This window comes from Sulfurospirillum multivorans DSM 12446, assembly GCF_000568815.1.
In the GTDB taxonomy this organism is placed as follows: domain Bacteria; phylum Campylobacterota; class Campylobacteria; order Campylobacterales; family Sulfurospirillaceae; genus Sulfurospirillum; species Sulfurospirillum multivorans.
In genome coordinates this window covers 1803640-1825888 of record NZ_CP007201.1, presented here as the reverse complement: position 1 = coordinate 1825888, position 22249 = coordinate 1803640, and the positions used below count along the sequence as shown (strand labels likewise).

Sequence of the window (22249 nt, the reverse complement as noted above, 5' to 3'; positions counted from 1 at the left end):
ATTTTAGATACTAAATGAGTCTAATTCACTCTCAATTTTTGCCATTTTTGATTGGGCATCATCTAACCCTTTTTGATTCTCAGCGATGACCTCTTTGGGGGCATTGGCGACAAAGCGCTCGTTGGAGAGCATACCAGAGAGTTTCATAATTTCTTTTTCAAGTTTAATTTTTTGGTTGTTGAGTCGCTCAACGATAGGGCCTAAATCAACACCATCAAGGGGAATAAACACTTCAATATTATCGCCTACATCGGTGGCTGAGTTGGCTATTTTAGTCTCTGTAAAGTCGATATTTTCAACTTTTGCCAATAAACTAATGTATTTCAACGCATTTTTAAGGTTTGCGGTATCAGGTACTTTGATAAACGCGTGTTCGATTTTCTTGTTTCCAAGGTCAATATTGGCTTTTGCACGACGAATTCCCACGATCGCTTCGATCACCAGCTCAAAGGTTTTCTCGATTTTCTCATCTTGTTTAAGTGCGTGAGGGTAGCGTTTCACCATGATCGATTCACTCTCTTCGAGTGTTTGATCGGACAGTTCTTGGTACAAAAACTCTGAGACAAATGGCATAAACGGGTGAATCAGTTTCATTGCCTCTTTAAAGATAGCGCCAAGTTCCACAATGGCAGGTTTGTCTGCTTTGCTAAGCTCGATACCCCAGTCACAAAATTCACCCCACAAAAAGCGGTAAAGTGTCGTTGCGGCATCATTAAAACGGTAATCGCTAAAGTGAGCGCGTACCTCTTCCATCGCCACAGCCAAACGGCTTTGCATGTAAGCACCCAGAGCGGTTTTAATTTCAATTGTTTCCAAATCGGGGAATGAGTTTGCATTCATGAGTAAAAAGCGTGATGCGTTGTAGAGTTTGTTGGTGAAGTTACGAATTTGCTCCAGTTTTTCACCGCTGAGTTTAATGTCACGCCCTTGAACCGCAAGAATGGCGAGGGTAAAACGCAAGGTATCGGCACTGTACTCATCAATGGTTACCAATGGGTCGATCACATTGCCTTTACTTTTACTCATTTTTTGACCGTGCTCATCTTTGACCAGCGCGTGGAGGTAAATATCTTTAAACGGAAGTTCACCTAGCGTGTGTTCGCCTGAGAACATCATACGCGCCACCCAGAAGAAGAGAATGTCAAAACCGGTGATGAGGAGGGTGTTTGGATAGAAATCTTTTAAGTCACTCTCATTCCACTTTTCACCTTTAAAGACATCGCCATTTTCCCAACCAAGCGTTGAAAAAGGCCATAAGCCTGAGCTAAACCATGTATCGAGTACATCGGGGTCTTGATGAACTTTCGCACTTTTGCATTTTGGGCATTCATGCTCACTCTCTTTTTCACTCGCCCACTCGTGTCCGCACTCATCGCAGTAAAAAACAGGGATTTGATGTCCCCACCACAGTTGACGAGAGATACACCAATCACGAAGCTCTTTCATCCATGCATTATATGAATTGAGCCAATGGCTTGGGTAAAATTCGGCTAAGTGCTCATTGACTTTTGCGATGGCACCCTCTGCGATCTCTTTTTTAACAAACCACTGTTTGGAAATGTAAGGCTCCACCACATTTTTACAACGGTAGCAGTGACCCACTTGATTTTCGTAATCTTCAACTTTATCGACAAAGCCTTCACTTTGGAGTTTTGCCATAATCGGCGCTCTGGCTTCAAGACGCTCTAAGCCTTGAAAGTCACCACAATAGTCGTTTAAAATACCGTTGCTATCAAAAATAGTGATAAATTCTAAATCGTGACGTTTGCCCACTTCGTAGTCGTTGATGTCATGCGCTGGGGTTACTTTAACACAACCCGTTCCAAAGCTCATATCAACATGTTCATCAGCGATAATTTCAATCTCACGACCAATCAATGGTAAAACGACTTTTTGACCCACAAGGTGTTTGTAGCGCTCATCGTCTGGATGAACCATAACGGCGGTATCGCCAAAGTAGGTTTCAGGTCGTGTGGTGGCGACAACTAAACACTCTTTGGAGTCTTTCAGAAAGTATTTGAGGTGGTAGAGTTTGCCTTTGTGGGTTTCATACTCCACTTCGATGTCACTGAGTGCGCCATCGTGCGTACACCAATTAACCATGTAATTCCCACGAACGATAAGTCCTTCTTGGTAGTACTTTACAAACGCTTTTTTAACGGAATTTTTGAGTCCATCATCCATCGTAAAGCGTTCTCTACTCCACGCTGGAGAGGTTCCAAGTTTGCGCATTTGATTGAAAATCTGACCGCCGCTGTACGCTTTCCATTCCCAGACTTTCTCTAAGAATTTCTCACGTCCTAGCTCTTCTTTTTTAATGCCTTGCGCCAAAAGTTGTTTTTCAACGACGTTTTGTGTTGCAATGCCTGCATGGTCCATGCCCGGTTGCCACAATGTTTTAAAACCGTCCATGCGTTTGTAACGTGTAATGATGTCTTGCAAGGTAAAGGTAAGCGCATGTCCGATGTGGAGGCTTCCCGTGACATTGGGAGGTGGCATCATGATACAGAAGTTTTTGCCTTCTTCTTGAATCATTTTATTGCCATCGATCTCAAAATAGCCTCTTTGTTCCCAAATAGCGTAAAAACGTTCTTCAATCTCTTTGGGGTTGTAAACGGTGCTTTTTTCACTCATGAGTCTGTGTGCCTTCTGTATTTTTTGAGAGATTATACAAAAATGGGGGTAAAAGCTTGATTAATAGACTTCTTAGTATAAGAAGTCAAAGCAGAGTATTAATGTTTTTTAAGCAATGTACGTAGCGGTGTTTTTGCCAGCTTCTTTGGAGATGTAAAGCGCTTGATCGGCGCGTTGAAGCATCGTTTTAAAATCATCTTCGTTTTTGTACGCGGTGTAGCCAATGCTCAGATTGATTTGAAGTTCTTGTATCTCATTATTGCGTATTACGGGGATCATTTTATGGTTAAATTCATTTAAGATGCGATTGACAATGGTTGAAGCAGCCTCTTTGTCTTGATCCACAATACAGATAATAAACTCATCGCCACCAAAACGTGCAATGGTGTCAGATTCTCGTAAAAGATGTTGCAAGGTATCGGCGGTTGTCTTAATCGCATCATCACCTACAAGATGCCCATAGGTATCATTAATAGGTTTAAAATCATCAATATCCAAAATCACCAAAAAGAGGTGATTTTTTGTGCGTTTAACTTTTTGAATCTCTTTTTGAAAAATCTCCATAAACATTAAACGGTTGTACAATTTTGTCAGTCCATCGTAATGGGAGAGGTTTTCAACTTCAAGGTAAGATTTTTTTAAAAATGTGGTCAAAAAAACAATTAAGATAGAGAGGGTAATGGAAAATAAGAAGGAATAAAAAAGGGCACTATTGACAATCGCTTGCTGCTCTAAAAGATGCTGGTTATCTAAAAGCGTCGAGATAGAAAACATGTTTTTATTCTGTTCGAGATGTTTTTCATGCAGAATTAAAACGGGTATTGAACTGATAAAAAGATTGACAACAAATGTGATTGAGCCTAATAAAATAGGCTTCTTAAGCATAATGCTCGGTATTCTTTTCATGACGTACATATGCCCCTTTTGCGTTGGGAAAATAGTACCATAAAATCCGTTAAAGGTAAAAGAAAAAGGAATGGTTAAACAAAGAGAGTCGTTTTCACGACTCTTTGTATTCATACAGACCAGCGCTTAAGTAACGCTCACCTGTGTCACATAAAATAGTCACAATTGTTTTACCTTTGTTCTGCTCTTGTTGCGCAATGGCTGAGGCTACAAAGACATTGGCACCTGCAGAAATTCCTACCAATAAACCCTCTTGTTTGGCAAGATTGCGTGACGTTTCAATGGCATTTTCATAACTGACTTTGATCACTTCATCGTAGATTTTTGTATCAAGTACAGCGGGGACAAACCCTGCACCGATACCTTGGATTTTATGCGGTCCGGGTGCTCCACCTGAAAGAACAGGCGACGTGTCTGGCTCAACGGCGATGATTTTAATGTTAGGATTAAGCTCTTTGAGTCTTTTTCCTGTTCCTGTAATCGTTCCACCCGTTCCTACCGCAGCCACAAAAATGTCTATTTTACCCTCGGTATCTTTCCAAATTTCTTCGGCTGTGGTGGCATAATGAATCGCTGGATTGGATTCATTGGCGAATTGTTGTGGTACAAAAGAGTTAGGTGTCTCTTTGGAAAGTTCTGTCGCTTTTTCTACCGCACCTCTCATACCCAGTGTTGGCTCTGTTAACACTAATTCTGCCCCAAGTGCCGCCAACAGTTTGCGACGCTCTAAGCTCATGGAACTTGGCATGGTAAGAATGAGTTTTAATCCAAGACTTGCACATACCATCGCTAAACCAATGCCTGTATTGCCACTGGTTGGTTCGATAATGATTGAGCTGTGGTCAATTAAGCCTTTTTCTAAAGCGGTTTTAATCATGTTAAAACCAATACGATCTTTAACGGAGTGCGAAGGGTTAAGAAATTCGCATTTTCCAAGAATCAACGCGTTTGACGCATTGGATAAATGGTTAAGTTTAACAAGTGGTGTGTTTCCAATAAGTTCTGTTACGTTTTGTGCATACATAAGAATCTCCTTAAGTTAGATTTAGATGCTATAGTTTAGTTGGGTACTAAGACGTTGTGAATAGACTTCAAATTCGGATAAAGGCACGTTAAAAATCTCTTGGATTTTATGATTGCTCTCTTCGTAAAACATTCGAAGTACAGGGTCTTTCACGTCCACATCAGTGACAACAAGATTGCCTTCTAACGCAATAAGAATATCTTTGATCAAAATATCTTCTGCATTCTGAGCTAATAAATAGCCTCCATAAGCGCCTCTGACACTGTTGACAAGCCCTGCTTGACGTAGCAGAATCAAAAGCTGTTCTAAATAGTTTTGAGGAATTTCAGCACGCGCTGAAATTTCCTTGATTTGTAATGGTTTGGTGCTTTTTGCTAAAAAAAGCTGGTACATGGCACTTAAGCCATACATGCCTTTGGTTGAAAGTAGTGACATAGCCTCTCCTTAACCGAGTGCAATTTTGAGATCTTCGATGAGATCATCTGCATTTTCAAGTCCAATGCTAAGGCGAATGAGTCCTGCTTTAACGCCTGATTTTTCTAACTCCTCCGTTGAAAGCTGCTGATGTGTGGTGCTCGCTGGATGCGTAATGATGGATTTTGAATCACCAATGTTGACCACAACAGAGAAAATTTTAGTGCTGTTTAGAATATGTTTGGCAAATTCAAAATCTTCCACTTCAAAGCTTAAAAGTCCTGATGTTTGAGCGTCCGTAAAATACTGTTTTGCTCTTACATGTAAAGGATCACTCTCCAATCCTGGATACGAGACTTTTTTCACTTTTGGATGAGATTTTAGAAATGATGCTACTTTATGCGCATTGCGTGAATGCTCTTTGACACGAAGCGATAACGTCTCAAGACCTTGAATGAGTAACCACGAGTTAAAGGGCGCAATAGTCGCTCCGATGTCACGAATGAGTGAAAGACGAATCCTTAGTGAAAAGATCGGGAATGGTAAGGTCGCGTAAACCAATCCATGATAACTCTCATCGGGCTCATTAAATTGTGGATAACGTGGGTTGCCAATGAGCTTTGCATTGAGTCCTTTGGCTTCCACTATCAGTCCACCCATCGCACTGCCTTGACCGGAGATGTATTTGCTTGCGCTGTGAACACTCACATCAATGCCATGATTCAACGGCTGAAACAGAATCGGTGTTGCTACGGTGTTGTCTGCAACGGTAATAATGTTGTATTTTTGAGCGATTGAGACGATTTTTTCAATATTTGGAATGGCAATTTGAGGATTTGAAAGCGTTTCAAAGAAAATCGCTTTGGTTTTATCATCAATCAATGCTTCCAAATCATCGGCATGGTCGCTCTCAAAGACTTTTGCGGTAATGCCAAAACGTTTAATCGTATGGGTTAAAAGCGTGGTGGCGCCACCGTAAATTTTCTTCGCAACGAGGATGTTATCGCCAGCTTCCGCAAGATTGGCAATCGCAAAAAAGATCGCCGCTTGACCGCTTGCGGTTGCAATAGCCGCTTCACCATTTTCAACCGCTGCAATTCTAGCTTCAAGAACATCGGTTGTTGGATTGTTCAGACGTGTATAGATGGGTCCAAGTTCTTTGAGTGCAAAACGGTTTGCTGCAGTCTCGGCACTTCCAAAATCATAGGCGGTGGTTTGGTAGATAGGAACGGACATTGTGCCAAATTGCTGTTTGTCATATCCATAATGCAGAGCAAGTGTTTCTTGATTCATTTTTAATCCTTTTTGTTTCGTTGCTGAAAGTATAGACTAATTTTTTTTCAATGTCAAGTAACTTTATCAAATAACTAATGATTAAAAAAGTAGAGATTATTTTTTAGAAGAGGGAAGGGTGGCAAGAGCATTTTCATCTTTACATGTAAAGTCTAATGGAGGATGAATAATACTTTTAGTGCTTCTGATACATCAAAAACTAACCCACTTAATTGTAAAGATTATTATACATATAATTTTATGTAAATAGCCTATTTTAGGCACTAACAAAACATAGTTTTTGAAGTATTAAAGGAGTGCTTACTAACGCTTTGTTAGTAAAAAATTCTTCTCCAAAGTATGCAATTCATCTTTTGCTTTTTCAGATGAGACAAGCTTTAGTGTGCTATAATCTTCTTTTTTGAATGAGGAGAAGCGATGTTGTACGAAGACGAAGATGACTTTTTTATGGGGAGTCCTAGAAGTAAATTTTTTGATATTCTCTTTAATGCCAACAGAGAACTGGTTAAAACAAAGCTTTTAGAGATCGTGGATCGTTACAGCGCTATGGAAATTTTGCTTGAAAAGCAGGTCGGTGTTGATGCCCTTGAAGGGATGATCCGTACGGTTTTAATGGACGAGATGGACGCGGTGGTTGAACACAATAACGATCTGTTTATTAGCAGTGTTGGGGAAATTTTAACCCAAAATGAATAAAAGTGTATTTTGGCTGTTCCTTTTGTGTTCCTATGCTCTTTGCGCACCCATTGAGTACGAATATGAGCATAAATTTATCCTCAAAAAAGATGCACCAGGATTGGTTTTGATCAATCATAAAGAGGTTACCAAAAAGCCAACCGCTGAAAATCCCAATAACGAATACCTCTTAAAACTTCGTTGGACGCTCTTTACGAACAACATGTTGACTCTTTTAGTCAACTATAGAGGCTACCCAACACAGTATGTTTTAGAGAAAAAATACCCTTTACAGAGCATTGTTGTTCCGCTTTTGCCCGATGGAAATAACAAGATGATTGCGCAAACCTATGCAAAAATTGTCTTTAATGACTTCGATCAAAGAAATAAAGAGGCAATTTTAGATATATTTATAGAAGATAATCAACAACGCATAGAAGTTGAGTTTAAACCAAAAAAGAAACCGTAGGAACGCACGTGTTAGGAAAAGTTGAAAATTTGATGGTCGAGATGGTCACTTCTTTGGGTGATCCACGCAGTGTTGAGCTCTTTCACAGAGTTCCTAAAGGAAAACGTTTACGCGCAAAGCTCATTTTAAAGATTGCAGGGCTTAGTGAGGATTCGCTCAAACTTGCAGCGATTGTTGAGTTGATTCATGCGGCAAGTTTACTGCACGATGATGTGATCGATGATGCGTTTACAAGACGAGGCGAAGAGTCCATCAATGCGCTTTTTGGCAATAAAACGGCCATTATGCTAGGCGACATCCTCTACTCTAAAGGCTTTAGTGAACTCACCTTTTTGCCCAAAGATGTTGCGTACAGCATCGCAAATGCGGTAGCACTGCTTTCCGTGGGTGAACTTTTGGATGTAGAGCTTTCGCAAACCTTTAATGAGAGCGAAGAGCGCTACTTTGATATGATCTACAAAAAAACGGCTTCACTCATAGAAGCTTCCGCCAAAGCCGCAGCACTCCTTGCTGGCAAAAATGGCGATATTTATGCACTTTACGGTAAAAACTTGGGGCTCGCTTTTCAAATCATTGATGATATTTTAGACATTACGCAAAGCAGCGAAACCCTTGGAAAACCTTCATTAAACGACTTTAAAGAGGGCAAAACGACATTACCGTATCTTTACATGTACCGCGCATTAAACGCTGAAGATCAAACCAAACTTCTCTCTTTTTTTCAACAAGAGCTTGGTGAGGCAGACAAAGTGTGGATTAAGACAAAAATGCACGAGACAAAAGCACTCGAAGACTCCATTACCTATGCGAGAAAGCTTGGAATGGAAGCGTTAGACGTGATTGAAAACGAAGAAGATGTGGGCTTAAGCTCCATTATAAAAGAGATGATCGAGAGGAATTTTTAATGCACTATCTTACGATTAGTTTTACACACAAAAACACAGATATTAGCATTCGTGAAAAATTAGCGTTCAATTCAGAAGAAAAATGTCGCCATTTTATGGGAACGTTGATTGGCTGTGCGGCGGTAAATGAAGTGATTTTACTCTCTACATGTAATCGTGTGGAGATCATCACAAGTGTTACCGATTGTCAATCGGCTTTGGGCGATTCATTTGATCTTTTAAGCCATGTTGCCAATGTAACACGCGAAGAGTTAGAAGAACATGCAGACATTTATGAAGACAATGGAGCCATTCATCATCTTTTCACGGTCTGTGCTTCCTTGGATAGTCTGGTGATTGGTGAGACGCAAATCGCGGGGCAACTCAAAGAGGCGTTTAAATTTGCCTTTGAAAACAACTACTGTGGTCAAAAACTGGGACGTGCGATGCACCATGCCTTTCGCTGTGCCGCAGAAGTGCGAAGCCGCACCGACATTTCCAAAAGCCCCGTCTCCGTTTCCAGCGTCGCGGTCAATAAAGCCAAAGATCTTCTAGGCAGCATTGGCGGGCTCAGTGCGTTGGTTGTAGGCGCAGGTGAGATGAGTCAGCTAGCCGCCAAGCATCTGATCTCCAATGGGGTCAATGTTATTATCATCAACCGCAATCTTGAGCATGCACAAGCTTTGGCAACAGAGCTCGGAGAGCTTGCAACCACAGCGCCTTATTCAAAACTGACTGAATTTATCAACCGTTACCGTCTTGTCTTTACCGCAACAGGCGCACCTCACAGTGTGATTAGCGATGATATGGTCGAAGAGAAAGAGTTTTCACGCTATTGGTTTGACATCGCGGTTCCTCGTGATATTGACATTAAAGAGCATGCTAATTTGCATGTGTTTGCGGTCGATGATTTGGAAGAGATCGTGACTCGAAACATGTCACTTCGTGAAGAGCAAGCCAAAATTGCGTACAGCATCGTCGGTCGCTCAACGATGGACTTTTTCAAATGGTTGCAGAGTATGTGTGTCGATCCAATCATCAAAGAGATTCGCGATCATGCCAAAGAGTGTTCATTGCAGGAGCTCGAAAAAGCGGTCAAAAAAGGGTATATCCCTGAAGAGTTGCAAGATCAAGTCTCAAAAGTACTGCACCATGCCTTTAACTCTTTTTTACACTCCGCTACCAAAAACCTTAAAGAGGTTGCTGAAAAACCAGAGGCTGACACGATCGTGCAAGCGGTTCAATATATTTTTAATATCAATGAAGACCAAACAAAGCGCATGAATATGTACAAATGCGAATACCAAATGGGGGGAATAAAATGAGATTTTCAAAACTGTATGCACCAACAACGAAGGATGCACCCAAAGATGCAACACTTCCAAGTCATCAATTCTTGGTGCGTGGCGGTTTTATCTCGCAAGTAGGAAGTGGACTGTATAACTTTTTGCCAATGGGAAAAATCGTTTTTGACAAAATCAAAAATGTCGTTAAAGAAGAGATGGATGAAACAGGTGCCCAAGAGATCCAAATGGATGTGGTTACACCTGCGGAACTGTGGAAACAAAGTGGGCGTTACGATGTTTTTGGCAAAGAGTTGTGTCGCTTTAAAGATCGAAAAGAGAACGAATTTGTTTTAGGACCTACCCATGAAGAGGTGGTCGTAGACATCGTTCGCAACCGCATCAATAGCTATAAACAACTACCTTTGCATTTATATCAAATTACGACAAAATTCCGCGATGAAGCGCGTCCTCGTTTTGGGCTTCTTCGAGGTCGTGAATTTACGATGAAAGATGGTTACAGTTTCCATGAAGATGAAGCGTGTATGAAAAAAGAGTTTGATGTGATGGAAAAAACCTACACCAAAATCTTTACACGTTTAGGGCTAGATTTTAGAGCCGTTGAGGCAGACAGTGGTGCCATTGGTGGCAGTGGGAGTAAAGAGTTTATGGTGCTTGCTCAAAACGGTGAAGATGACATCGTTGTGTGTCAACAATGCTCTTATGCTGCGAACATTGAAGCGGCAAGACGTGCGCCTAAAACCACGACAGAAGAAGCTCCTGAAGCCAATCTTTCCAAATTCAAAACGCCTGATATGAAAACCATTGAGGATGTCTGCAATTTTTTCAAAGTTGATCCTTTTTACAGCATTAAAGCGGTGGTTAAAAAAGCCGTCTATGTCGATAAAGAGGAGGTGGTTGTTTTCTTTGTACGAGGCAATGACGAACTTCAAGAGACCAAAGCACAAAATGCGTGTGGTGCGTTGGATCTTTTAGATGCTTCTTTGGAAGAGGTCGAGAGAGCAGGGCTCAAAGCCGGCTTTATAGGACCGATTGGACTAGAATGTGTAAAATTTTACATAGATTTAGAGCTCAAAGAGGCTAAAAATCTTATCTGCGGTGCCAACGAAACAGACTTCCACATGGTCGGTGTCTCCATGTTTAACTTTAACGAAGATCGCTATAAAGACCTTGTGAGTGTTAAAGCAAATGATCGTTGTGCGTGTTGTGGCGGAGAGCTTGGAGTGACCAAAGGCATTGAAGTAGGGCACATCTTCCAACTCGGACAAAAATACGCTAAAGCAATGGGCGCAACTTTTTTAGATAAAAATGGTAAAGCACAACCTTTCTTTATGGGTTGCTACGGTGTTGGCGTGAGTCGCTTGGTTGCTGTTATGATCGAAGCAAGTCATGATGAAAAAGGGTGCATTTGGAATAAACAAACCGCTCCATACCTTTTAGACATCATTGTCTCTAATGGTAAAGATGAGGCTCAAAGTGCGTATGCGGAAGAGATGTATACGGCTTTAAAAGCGGAGCGCTTGAATGTACTTTTAGATGATCGCAATGAGCGTTTTGGTTTTAAAATGAAAGATTATGAACTCATTGGACTTCCTTACGCACTGATTGTGGGGAAAGAGCTTGATGAGGGATTTGTTGAGATTGTTGAGCGAAAAACATTGGAGAAAACTGTTGTCAAAAAAGAAGATGCCCTTGCAAAACTAAGGGAGCTTTTAGCGTGAAGTATTTTTTGATCTATCTCTTTTTAGAAGTGATGGTCTCTTTAAATATTGGCTCTCAGATTGGGGTGATGGCAACGTTTGGTGAACTTGTCATTTCAGCCCTTTTAGGTGGGATTTTGCTTGCCAATTTCCGCCTGACACTGATGCAAAATCTCAGTGCTCTGATGCAAGGCGAAATCAGCCCCTCTTCGTTTCAAAGACTCAATCTTTGGGCGATTGTAGGCGCCATTTTATTGATATTACCAGGCTTTTTAGGCGATATAGTAGGCTTACTTTTACAGTTTAGCTCACTGGTGACCTTAATCGTTTCAAAATTCTTACATGTAAAAGATGAAACCCCCACAACAACGCATTTTAAACAAGGAGATCATAATGAGATCATTGATGTTGAAATTATTGACGACACTCATCACCTTAAGCAGTAGCACACTTTTTGCAGCAGCCCCTACACCCGAACTGGATGCTAAAGTAACGACTTTTTTGCAAAAAGCAATTGCACCTAATGAAAATTACACCTTCGATAAAGTGGTTATTCTCAAAAAAGAGGCGATGAAAGAGATGCCAGAATGGATGGTCTATTTTGTCCGAATTGATCTTAATTTGACCAAGCAAGAGGGTAAAAAACTCTCCGTCAATGACATGGTCTTTACCGATGGTAAGATTTTGAGTAAAGATTTTGCTGATCTTACCAGTGGTCGAAGCATTAAAGGGAGTTATTCGCTGGATGTGGATGCCTCTGCGTATAACAAAGAGCATCTTTTAGCAGGGAGCTTTAATGCACCGCATAAACTCGTTGTATTTAGCGACCCACTCTGTCCTTTTTGTATGGATTTTTTACCCGAAGTGATTGCCGATGTGGAGGCCAATCCTCAAACGTTTGCTCTCTTTTACTACCATTTTCCACTCTCGATTCACCCCGCAGCACCCACACTGGTTAAAGCGATGCTTTTAGCCGAAGAGCAGGGCGATAAAGCGATTGTCAAAAAAGTGTACAAAGAGTTTTTTGATATCAAAATCAGCGATGAAAAGGCAATTTTAGAACTTTTCAACAAAGCATTAAATAAAAATTTCACCGTTGATCAGATCAATCAAGCGCACATTCTTCAAAAACTAAACCAAGACCATGAGCTTGCCACAGCACTCATGGTCAATGGTACGCCAACCATCTATCTGGATGGCAAAAAAGACGATACAAAACGAAGCTACAGAAAATTTATAAAAGAGTCTAAATGAAAAAACTCATTATTGCAACCCGTGGAAGTAAACTTGCCCTTTGGCAGTCTGAATTTGTCAAAGCTGAACTTGAAAAAGCGCATCCTGGTCTTGAGGTCGAACTCTCTGTTATGATGACCAAGGGCGATAAAATTTTAGATGTCGCTTTAGCAAAAATTGGCGGCAAAGGACTTTTTACTAAAGAGCTTGAAGAGGCGATGCTTCGTGGTGAAGCACACATTGCCGTACACAGTCTCAAAGACGTACCTATGGCGTTTCCAGAGGGATTGAAGCTTGGTGTCATTACCAAGCGTGAAGATGTCCGCGATGCGATGCTTTCTGAGAAATACGCGTCGTTAGAAGCGCTTCCTCTTGGAGCGGTCGTTGGAACGACGAGTTTAAGACGTCGCATGCAACTTTTGAAACTGCGTCCTGATTTTGTGATCAAAAATCTTAGAGGCAATGTCAATACCCGTATTCGTAAGCTCAAAGAGGGTGAATTTGATGCGATCATTTTAGCCAGTGCAGGCATTAACCGTTTGGGTTTGAGCGCAGAGGTGAACTATTTTACGCCTATCTCCAAAGAGGTGATGATCCCTGCTTCTGGGCAAGCCGCACTTGGAATTGAAATTGTCTGCGATGCCGAGGTTGAACGTTTGGTCTCCGTGCTGAATGATGAAGATGCCATCATCGAAACACGCGTTGAGCGCGACTTTGTCACCGTCCTTGAAGGCGGTTGCCAAGTGCCGATCGGTGTGAACGCCGAACTGTGTGGCGATGCTTTACATGTAAAAGCAATTCTGGGTCTTCCTGATGGTTCTGAAATGCTCAGCGAAGCGATAACCACCACACGCGCAGAGTATGCAAGTGTGGGTAAAGCACTGGCTCAAAAAGTCCTTGATAGAGGAGCAAAAGCGCTCTTGGAACGTGCCGAACAGATCGCGTTAAACGAAATTTTTTAAAGGCAGAAAATGCAGCGAATCATTGACCTTCTACGCCAAAACGATCTTTTACATGTAATCGATACGGAGCTTGATATTGATCTAGAAATTCCGCATCTTGCTTACATTGAGGTCAAAAAAGAGGACTCAAAAGCGCTTTTATTTACAAAACCTGTGAGTAAAAGACTAGGAAAAAGCTTTGATATGCCAGTTCTGATGAATGTGTTTGGCTCTTCTAAAGCGACCGAGCTTATTTTTGGTAAAAATCCCAACGTCGTGGCAAAGCAGATCGAATCCTTGATGCACATGAAACCACCAACGTCATTTATGGATAAAATGGGCATGCTTGGTACACTTTTTAACCTTAAAAATGCACTTCCAAAGCGACTCAAAGGCAAGGGTGTCTGTCAAACAAAAGTGTATGACGAGCCAAATCTCTATGATTTCCCCATTTTAACCACATGGAGCGAAGACGGTGGTCCGTTTATCACGATGGGGCAGGTTTACACACAAAGTTTGGATGGAACGAAACAAAATCTAGGTATGTACCGCTTGCAAGTTTACGATAAAAACCGTTTGGGCATGCACTGGCAGATTCACAAAGACAGCGCACATTTTTTTCATGAGTACCAAAAAGCGGGTAAAAAAATGCCTGTAAGCATTGGAATTGGGGGCGATCCGCTTTACATCTGGTGTGGACAAGCGCCGATGCCGATCGGGATGTTTGAGCTTTTATTGTATGGTTTTATCAAAGACAAAAGTGCTCGTCTTGTCAAATCACTGACCAATCCTATTTATATCCCTGAAGATGTGGATATTGTCATTGAAGGTTGGGTTGATCCTGCTTTGAGCGAGATCGAAGGGCCTTTTGGCGATCATACAGGTTATTACACGCTTAAAGAACCGTATCCTGTTATGGATGTGACCTGCATTACATGTAAAGAAAAACCAGTGTATCAAGCGACCGTTGTAGGGAAACCTCCTTTGGAAGATAAATACATGGGTTGGGCGACAGAGCGCATCTTTTTACCACTTTTAAAAACGACCGCACCGGATTTGATTGATTATAACATGCCTGAAAATGGGGTTTTTCATAATTTCATTTTAGCAAAGATGAACGTGCTTTACCCTGGACATGCGAAACAGTTTATGCATGCATTTTGGGGCGTGGGACAGATGAGTTTTGTGAAACATGCCATTTTTGTCGATGAAAATGCGCCAGATTTGGATGATTATGAGCCACTTAGTGATTACATCTTAAATCGTGTCAGCGCTAAACGCTTGCTCATTAGCGAAGGTGTGTGTGACGCGCTTGATCATGCTTCTCCGAATGCTCTTTTTGGTGGGAAACTCGGTGTGGATTGTACGGGTGGTGTGATTGATGCACCTTCTAAAACGATTTTGAGCGACCGTGACCTTCTGTTTAAAGTCACGACCTTGGTTCCCGAAGTTTCTGCGCTTAAACAGTATAAAACGCAGACGAAAACACCGATTACCGTTATAGCTATCTCAAAGAAGAGGGCAGGTAAAGAGGTATATGAAGCGTTAAAACCTTTAAAAGAGCATATGAAGCTTTTGATCGTTGTCGATACGGAGGGCAATAGCGTGGATAATGCCTATATGCTGATCTGGCGCGTGGTCAATAACATCGATGCACTTCGCGACATTTTTGTCGAAGAGGAGTTTATTGGCATTGATGCAACGACCAAAAATGATCTTGATGGCTACACCAGAGAGTGGCCAAAAGACACCGATTGCGATCAAAAGACGATTTTACGCCTGATCGAGCTTGGATTGGTGGAAAACAATCCTGCATTTTTAAAGCACTTCCATATTTAGTCTCTTTTTTATGTATACCATTTGTTAATGATGAAAACAAATGGTATACATTTTTCTTCTCTTCGTTTCAAATAATCGCTAAGTATTGAAATATTTCAAAAAAAGTAATAGAATAGTCCATTCTGACTTGGGAGTAAGCGATGCAGACATCTTACAAGCCTTTAGTTGAGCGTTACGATATACCGAGACCTACATTGATTGAGTGGCAGAAGAGGGCAGAGCAAAAAGATAACTGGCGCGTTAAGCATTTGGCGTATCTTCGAATGCAGTTGAGTGTCGAACAAGAGACGTATGCAGAGATTAAAGCGTATGCTCCTTGCGTTGAAGATCTTTTTTTGTTTAGTATCTATCTGTTTTTCCACAATACCACCGATTTTTTACCCAAAGAGACATTTTTACAAGGACTTCGAGAATTTTCCTTGCAAATTCGCACAGGTGTTGAGTACCAACATGAGTTTGCAGGGCGCATTTGGTCGCTTCGTATGGGCGAAGAGTCGAGTAAAAAGATGGTCAATTACTACCGCTTGTTCGATCTTCTCAAAAAATTTACTGCCGCACAGTACGCACTTTTGTTCAGTGCTGTCTTAGAGTTTGTCCAACAGGTCAAAGCAAAATATGACATTGGTACAAAGAGTTTTTTAGAAGGTAAGACATGGCAAGAGCTTTACATGTACGACAAAGCGTTTGCAGCTAAAGTGATTGAAGATTTTTTCAGTAAAAAAGGAATTCTTTAGACGATAAAAATTATTAATTACAATTTATTATTGTTTAAGTAAGAATTGATTAGAATGTCACTATAAATTTTAAGGAGTAAGAATGAGACAGTACGAGACATACAAATGCAGTAAATGCGGGAATGAAGTGGAAGTTCAAAATGTGGGTGGCGGTAAACTTACCTGTTGTGGTCAAGAGATGGCATGTATCACCGAAGATCTTACAGCGGTCAATCTGATGAAAGCATTTGCGGGAGAATCTCAAGCGCGTAATAAATATGACCTATTTGCAGACATTGCCTTGGAAGAGGGCTGGCATGCAATCTCTCGTCACTTTAGAGAAGCCGCTGAAAATGAAAAATGGCACGCAAGAGCTGAGTTTAAAGCCTACCATAAACTTGTAGATGGCGCAGAGACAGAGATAACACTTAAAAACCTTGATAGTGCAATGGCAGGTGAGCATTATGAGCATGAAACGATGTACCCCAATTTTGCAAAAATTGCTGAGGAAGAGGGACACAAAGAGCTTGCGCGTCTTTTTAATGCCATCGGTAAAGTAGAAGTTGAACACGAGCGCGAATACAAAGCCCTTCAAGATGCGATGAGAGAAGATGGTTTCTTTGAAGATGCCGAAGAAGAGATTTGGGTCTGTGAAGTGTGCGGACATATTCACAGAGGCAAAAAAGCACCCAAAGCGTGCCCTTTGTGTAAAGTCGGACAAGAGTATTTCAAACGCCAAGATTTAGGTATCTAATCTTCAAAAGGCAAGAAGCTATACATGAATATTGATAGCTTCTTGCATCCACTTCGTAACTTCTCCCAAATTTTATTTAAGATACATAAGTGAACCTACTTAAATAGGCTATTTTCATGCTACGAACGTAATGTAAAATTATCAATTATACTTCTCTGTATTAACTTTGAAAATTACAGAAATGTATACTTTTTTTAAATTTGTAATTTGCAAAAAGCCCTTAAATAGGGAGTTTGAGAGCAGTGGTTTTGAAATATGCAAATTTAACATAATTGTTTTACATAAAATTTTGATTAATAAAATAAAATAGTTAATATTTTTAATAAAAGAAGAATGTTGAAGTATATATAATGTCATAGAAATTGTTTCAGTCTCCACAAGAAAGAAAACTTTGGCGAGTAGCTTCTTGTGTAGACTGCCTTTCTTGAAAATTTTAAGAACAGCTTCGTTATTCTACATTCATAAAAATAAATACTAACTTAAAGTGTGAAATTCTCATATTCTCATATTTTAGATAAAAATCGAAAAAATGATCCCTCGGATCACATTTGTGATTGAAAACATAAACATAACACTTAGAGTATCACTACAAAAATCATCGTACAGATCTGCAATTTTTTTCAAATTTGAAATGTGCAAATGGATATATTTTCTTGTTATTTCAATATTCGTATGACCTAGGCATTCCTGAACTAAAATAATATCTTGGTGTTTCTCGTACAATTTGCTTGCAAAGGTATGTCGTAGTACATGCGGTCCATTTTGCTCTTTTGAGATTCCAAGCTGTAAAAAAAACTTTTTTATTCCTCTATAAACAAATTGTCGGGTGATTCGTGTATTTTTCTTCGTCTGAAAGATATATTCGTCATTATTTAGTGATCTAATTTTTGACATGTAAAAAGGTCGGAAATTATTTTGAGGCATTGCAACCATTCTATACTTTAGCCCTTTGCCTTTTATTTTGAAGAAAAAAAGCCCATTTTCATTGTAGATGTCTTTTTTCCTAATGCTTAGCATTTCACTAACGCGAATACCAGTTCTCAGCAATACATTGAACATGACAATAAAATTATCATCTTTTGATGGCAAAGTAAGAAATATTCGATACAGCTCTTCATCGGTAAGTCTTTGGTTGTATGAATAATAAGAACTATAATATGCTTTACTCATAGAAATTCCAAGGCTTCTATTGTCATTATGAATTATCAAATTATAGGTATTTACAAATGTTGAAATAAGCCCAGAGTAGAAGACTTTTGTCGTGTCCTTTTTATTTGATGTTTCGATCCAAATGAAATCAACGACGAATTCATGATCAAAGCTATTTTGCGAATAAGGATAGTTGCAATTCATCGCATAGATGCAAAAGTTTATAAGAACCATATAGTTTCCAATTGAGTGAAACTGGTTAGCTTGGTAATATACGATGACGCTTTTTAGAATATTATAATCAATAGCCCCCTTTAAAGAGACTCTGCATTCATCCTTAATATTCTTCTCTGCATAAGCGTTTACATGTGTATCAAATTTCTTTACGATGTATGATTTACAAAACGAGAATAAATGCATCAAACACTCCTATATTGCTATAAGAGTGTAAATAAAGTAATTTTTTCTCCTTTTTGGCTTAAGTCATTATCTATCTCAAAATCTGTATTTTCCATTTTTGCCTCATATTCTTGAACAAGAGATTTACAAAAATTACTTGCCGTAAATAGATACAAATACTGACCTTGATAAACCTCCTGTTCGACTTTAATTTTTACTGTACGAAAATTTATAGTTGTTTTTTCATTTTTTTCTTGCATAAATATCTTTGACCCTATAGACAAAGAGCTCTTTGTATTTATGTGGGCTAACATGCAAGTTAAAGTTTCATTGTTCACAAATGATTTTTTTTGATCCGAATAAAAGGCATTAAGTAAGGCTCTTATGGATTCACTCTGAAGCAGAGCAGAGAGTTTTAAAAAAAGCCAGTTGATATTTACTAAAAAACATGAAGATTTTTCATCATACACTACTCCAATACGATATTTCGACGTTCCTGATAACGTTGTATGATGATTAATTTCCAATTGGGTATTGTTCAAACGTTCATTATGTGTTCTATCAGCGTTAGTACTGCATTCAAAAGACTTTGAGTCAACAATGTACGTTTTAAGTACGTCATTAATACGTCTTAAGTCATTGGTGCTTAGATCACATAAAATCAGATTCTTCGTAAAATCAAAAATATTTTTAAAAGTTATCGCACTTGATAAAAACGGTTCAAGTGATTGAAAATCAAGAAGAGCATTATCAGATGTTGAGTCAGAACCAATAGTCGTATCTGAGTCCAGTTCAATTTTCGTGTTTTCTCTCTGAACATGTGTATCAATGGCTTTAAAATTGATTCTTTTTCTAATTCCCAATTCCGTCAATACTGTTTCATCTTTTTCAATAAAATTGCTTTCTAATTGCACGTTTTTTGTCTCTTCCAAATGTTCGTTTTTATAATTTAATAATAGATTTTCATCTTCATTACTGTTTATAAGTTCGTCCATATCGGCATTATTCTCATAATTTTTTACATTTCCAACATTTGTCCTAATATTTCCCTCATTTCTATGTCGAAGTTTTTGAATTTTCCCTCTAAGTAACATGTTCTCTTCGTTGGTCTTTTTAATCTGCGCATCTTTTAAAACTATCTCTTTTTTATTGCTTTTTTGATCAGGCTGTTCTATTAAATTTTGGCTTACCATCGTATCTGTTTTGTGATCAATCAAAATCATTTCACCATTGGGTTTTGTTATTTCAGCTGTGCGTGAAACATGATCAACTTTAACAACAGTGCCATCATCATGTTTGGTGACTTCAATAGGATTTTCAGCAACTCTACGTTCAATATCAGACAGAATTTGTTTTACATCGATCTTCTCAGATTTGTCTTTCTCAAGAAGCGCCAAAGCTCCTTTTTTAAATCTAAAATAGTCTTCTTGATTGATTATAGATATTCGACCATCTTTATCAACAATAGAGAAATTTTTCATATTGCGATAGATGTAATCAAACGCAGCAAGTGGAATTTTAACCTCTTCACCACGTTTAATTTTCATAATAACTTCCATCACGCGATCAGGATTTTTTATTTCCTCAATGCTCCTTTGGCGTGATTTTTGCATCTCTTTTTCTATCTCTTTTTGATGTAAATGGTCTCTTTGAGTTATGAGCCATATCCTAAATGTTCTTGAATTTAGGATACTGTTGAGCGAAAAGCCAAGTACCAAAATGATGATGACAGTGAATAAAAAAGCTGTAAATGACATATACTCTACCTTTTGATTTTTTTGATTAGATAGAGCGCGTATATTTTATTAGTCTATAATATATAATATAATGGGAAAACGACTTGCCCGTTAATTTCTATAATATACTAATAAGATATTAAATAATAATATATAATATATAGGCGCTCAACGACTCTCTAACAAAACGAAAATACAGAACGACTATCAGGTACGGTCTGTTGAAATTGCAAAGCTTTTCTTCCAACTTCTTCTAAAACAAATTGACGACAATCACCAAATTTTTCTAACCTGAGCTTCATTGCTTCATCCAAACTGTTCTTGATAAAATTGCCATCAATGATGACACCCGAAATCACAAATCGCTTCTCATTAAAAGCACCCTTGTACCTCTTCAAAGTATAAAGCCACCGCTTATCTGAATTGCTATAAACCACTCCTTTGTAGTCAAGTAAATCAACCAATAATTGTTTAGCTTTGTACTCGCCATCTTTTCCAAAATCCAAAATAATTCGCTCCTTCATCGCTAAAGCAATCTTCGGGTCACTCTTTTCAAATAAACCAAAAACATGCTCGCACAACGCTTGCACCAAAAAGTAATAATCAAGTAAATACATTTCATGCTTCTCTGCTTTTACAACTGGACTCATACCACTATCTGCGTGAAACATATACGCCTTTGATAATACGTAAAGCATTAATTTCTCTGCTTTGTCATTGTCTAAAAACTGTACAACATCCATCGGATTCGTGTAAAATTCTCTAATGTGATCACTCATAAATTTTCTCCTAATTTGATTTTTCTAACACATTTGGAAGCCCGAACCGTGCAAAAATTTCTCGTTTACTTGATTCGTCTTCCTCGTTATCCGCAACATACAGATCATAAATTCCTTGAATACAAAAATCTTTTTCTAAACTCAAACGCTTAATTTCGCTCCTTAAAAAAGCAATGCCCTCGGCTACGGTAGGCGCAACTCGTTCCCATTCATGAAATTTTTGATTTCCCTCTTTTGTGCTTGAGACCCTGCGTTTGATCTCGTCAATCTCCTCTTGCGTAAAACACATATCTTTCGTTAATGCTTGAATCAAATTTTTCAAACAAAAACATTTGCCTCGATACCATGCTCTTAAGCGTTGAAACAATGATGAATCACCATTAATCAATACTCTAAGATCGTTTTTTCGCATAACCTAACTCCTTAAAAATAATATTGCAACGGCCAAGTACACTCCTTAATTCCTTACATAGAAAAGAAATCACGACAGAGCTAGGCTTCGTTTGCCAGTCTAAAATAAACGTAATCGCTTTTGTATGAGGATTTAGTTGAACGGAGATGCTTTTGTACAAATAAACCCTATTCAAGCTCTTCAAACACTCATTGAAATGTTGGTGAAAAATATCCAATGCAACCTGCCTATCAAAACGACTCAATAAAACAGCATTTTCATTTTGATTAAAACCTTTGCAATTCACTTTCGTTTGATCATGTAACGTCAGTACCTCGTTATGAAATAGCTTATTTTTCGGTAAGATAAATCCATACCCCTCGATGCTTCCAACGTTAATTATCGGTTTTACGATGAAACATACATCCGTCTCTGCAATGATTTCAACATCAATGAGCCTATTTTTGACTGCTAACGCAAAATTCAAAGCATCCCGCTTTTGGGCATAGTCCATGAGCATTTCATCAAAAATACTGATAATTCGAGAATATTGCTTTTGACTCACAACGTAATTTTTCAAATAGATTACAGCGCCCCGATCATCTTTGGCTAAAGTGATGGTTCCATCCTTCCAAATGTAAGCAGAACCAATAGCGTTGTATGCCCTAGCTACTGCGGCTTTGAAAATTGCCTCTGCTTCAATTTCTGAAATAGAGTAAAGAGCAGATATTTCGGACAAATAACGTCTGTATTTTTTTATATCCACTGCGTGTCCTTTGCGCGATAACCTTTTTTGATTTTCTCTCCATATATTCGCTTGAAATGAGCGTGCGCTTCATCAATTGAGTCTAAAAAATGGGTGATTTTCCCCGTGCATTTTCTATAGGCAGTATTACCGTAAATGCGTTCAACAATAATCTCACCAAATAGCGTTAAAGAAATCTCAATTTTGTAATAGCGAATGTGTGAAGAATCAATGACCCTGATGAGGTGCACCTTTGACGTTCTCATA

Annotated in this window: 22 protein-coding genes; 11 read left to right on the top strand and 11 right to left on the bottom strand. The window is 39.2% G+C overall.

The features are described from left to right. Positions 1–3: 3 nt before the first annotated feature. From SMUL_RS09520 to SMUL_RS09500, 5 genes are all read right to left on the bottom strand, one after another. The gene (locus SMUL_RS09520; protein WP_025345040.1) at positions 4–2634 is read right to left on the bottom strand and encodes a valine--tRNA ligase; all 2631 of its coding nucleotides are present in this window, start codon (positions 2632–2634) and stop codon (positions 4–6) included. A gap of 108 nt (positions 2635–2742) precedes the next feature. After that, entirely contained in the window at positions 2743–3540 is a 798-nt protein-coding gene (locus tag SMUL_RS09515; protein WP_025345039.1) for a GGDEF domain-containing protein, read from the bottom strand. A 94-nt stretch (positions 3541–3634) separates the two neighbouring features. Beyond that, positions 3635–4564: a cysteine synthase A gene (cysK, locus tag SMUL_RS09510; RefSeq protein ID WP_025345038.1), complete on the bottom strand. Its 930-nt coding sequence runs from the start codon at positions 4562–4564 to the stop codon at positions 3635–3637. 21 nt (positions 4565–4585) lie between these two features. Then, complete coding sequence (locus tag SMUL_RS09505) at positions 4586–4999, bottom strand: Rrf2 family transcriptional regulator (RefSeq protein WP_025345037.1); 414 nt, start codon at positions 4997–4999, stop codon at positions 4586–4588. Between the two features lie 9 nt (positions 5000–5008). Further along, positions 5009–6271: an O-acetylhomoserine aminocarboxypropyltransferase/cysteine synthase family protein gene (locus tag SMUL_RS09500; RefSeq protein WP_025345036.1), complete on the bottom strand. Its 1263-nt coding sequence runs from the start codon at positions 6269–6271 to the stop codon at positions 5009–5011. Positions 6272–6688: 417 nt separating this feature from the next. Between SMUL_RS09500 and SMUL_RS09495 the strand changes: the two genes are divergently transcribed. The 11 genes from SMUL_RS09495 (at position 6689) to SMUL_RS09445 (ending at position 16783) form a co-directional block, all read left to right on the top strand. After that, the gene (locus tag SMUL_RS09495) at positions 6689–6967 is read left to right on the top strand and encodes a DUF2018 family protein (protein WP_025345035.1); all 279 of its coding nucleotides are present in this window, start codon (positions 6689–6691) and stop codon (positions 6965–6967) included. Then, positions 6960–7415 (top strand): hypothetical protein, encoded by a 456-nt coding sequence (locus SMUL_RS09490; protein WP_025345034.1) that lies wholly within the window; start codon positions 6960–6962, stop codon positions 7413–7415. The genes SMUL_RS09495 and SMUL_RS09490 overlap by 8 nt, the downstream gene beginning before the upstream one ends. Positions 7416–7423: 8 nt before the next feature. Then, complete coding sequence (locus SMUL_RS09485; RefSeq protein WP_025345033.1) at positions 7424–8320, top strand: polyprenyl synthetase family protein; 897 nt, start codon at positions 7424–7426, stop codon at positions 8318–8320. Beyond that, complete coding sequence (hemA, locus tag SMUL_RS09480) at positions 8320–9624, top strand: glutamyl-tRNA reductase (protein ID WP_025345032.1); 1305 nt, start codon at positions 8320–8322, stop codon at positions 9622–9624. Before SMUL_RS09485 ends, hemA begins: the two co-directional genes overlap by 1 nt. Further along, entirely contained in the window at positions 9621–11324 is a 1704-nt protein-coding gene (locus tag SMUL_RS09475) for a proline--tRNA ligase (protein WP_025345031.1), read from the top strand. The genes hemA and SMUL_RS09475 overlap by 4 nt, the downstream gene beginning before the upstream one ends. After that, positions 11321–11749 (top strand): FxsA family protein, encoded by a 429-nt coding sequence (locus SMUL_RS09470; RefSeq protein WP_025345030.1) that lies wholly within the window; start codon positions 11321–11323, stop codon positions 11747–11749. The genes SMUL_RS09475 and SMUL_RS09470 overlap by 4 nt, the downstream gene beginning before the upstream one ends. Then, the gene (locus SMUL_RS16975; protein ID WP_148295294.1) at positions 11697–12557 is read left to right on the top strand and encodes a DsbA family protein; all 861 of its coding nucleotides are present in this window, start codon (positions 11697–11699) and stop codon (positions 12555–12557) included. Before SMUL_RS09470 ends, SMUL_RS16975 begins: the two co-directional genes overlap by 53 nt. After that, positions 12554–13498 carry a hydroxymethylbilane synthase gene (gene hemC, locus SMUL_RS09460; RefSeq protein ID WP_025345028.1) on the top strand — a complete coding sequence of 315 codons (945 nt, stop codon included), beginning with the start codon at positions 12554–12556 and terminating at the stop codon, positions 13496–13498. Before SMUL_RS16975 ends, hemC begins: the two co-directional genes overlap by 4 nt. A 9-nt stretch (positions 13499–13507) precedes the next feature. Next, a complete protein-coding gene (locus SMUL_RS09455; protein WP_025345027.1) occupies positions 13508–15316 on the top strand; it encodes a menaquinone biosynthesis decarboxylase in 1809 nt (602 codons plus the stop codon). A gap of 140 nt (positions 15317–15456) precedes the next feature. Beyond that, positions 15457–16050 carry a hypothetical protein gene (locus SMUL_RS09450; RefSeq protein ID WP_025345026.1) on the top strand — a complete coding sequence of 198 codons (594 nt, stop codon included), beginning with the start codon at positions 15457–15459 and terminating at the stop codon, positions 16048–16050. Positions 16051–16132: 82 nt separating this feature from the next. Next, on the top strand, positions 16133–16783 hold the full coding sequence (locus SMUL_RS09445; protein WP_025345025.1) for a ferritin family protein: 651 nt from the start codon (positions 16133–16135) through the stop codon (positions 16781–16783). Between the two features lie 510 nt (positions 16784–17293). On the opposite strand, the gene SMUL_RS17180 is transcribed toward SMUL_RS09445, so the two are convergent. The 6 genes from SMUL_RS17180 to SMUL_RS09415 form a co-directional block, all read right to left on the bottom strand. Next, positions 17294–17953 carry a tyrosine-type recombinase/integrase gene (locus SMUL_RS17180; protein WP_158506026.1) on the bottom strand — a complete coding sequence of 220 codons (660 nt, stop codon included), beginning with the start codon at positions 17951–17953 and terminating at the stop codon, positions 17294–17296. A gap of 416 nt (positions 17954–18369) precedes the next feature. Further along, complete coding sequence (locus SMUL_RS09435; protein ID WP_025345023.1) at positions 18370–20088, bottom strand: hypothetical protein; 1719 nt, start codon at positions 20086–20088, stop codon at positions 18370–18372. A gap of 158 nt (positions 20089–20246) precedes the next feature. Next, positions 20247–20846: a hypothetical protein gene (locus SMUL_RS09430; RefSeq protein ID WP_025345022.1), complete on the bottom strand. Its 600-nt coding sequence runs from the start codon at positions 20844–20846 to the stop codon at positions 20247–20249. A gap of 10 nt (positions 20847–20856) precedes the next feature. After that, on the bottom strand, positions 20857–21258 hold the full coding sequence (locus SMUL_RS09425; protein ID WP_025345021.1) for a hypothetical protein: 402 nt from the start codon (positions 21256–21258) through the stop codon (positions 20857–20859). Next, the gene (locus tag SMUL_RS09420; protein WP_025345020.1) at positions 21239–22003 is read right to left on the bottom strand and encodes a hypothetical protein; all 765 of its coding nucleotides are present in this window, start codon (positions 22001–22003) and stop codon (positions 21239–21241) included. The genes SMUL_RS09425 and SMUL_RS09420 overlap by 20 nt, the downstream gene beginning before the upstream one ends. Next, positions 21994–22248: a WGR domain-containing protein gene (locus tag SMUL_RS09415; protein WP_038533969.1), complete on the bottom strand. Its 255-nt coding sequence runs from the start codon at positions 22246–22248 to the stop codon at positions 21994–21996. Before SMUL_RS09415 ends, SMUL_RS09420 begins: the two co-directional genes overlap by 10 nt. Position 22249: the final 1 nt, after the last annotated feature.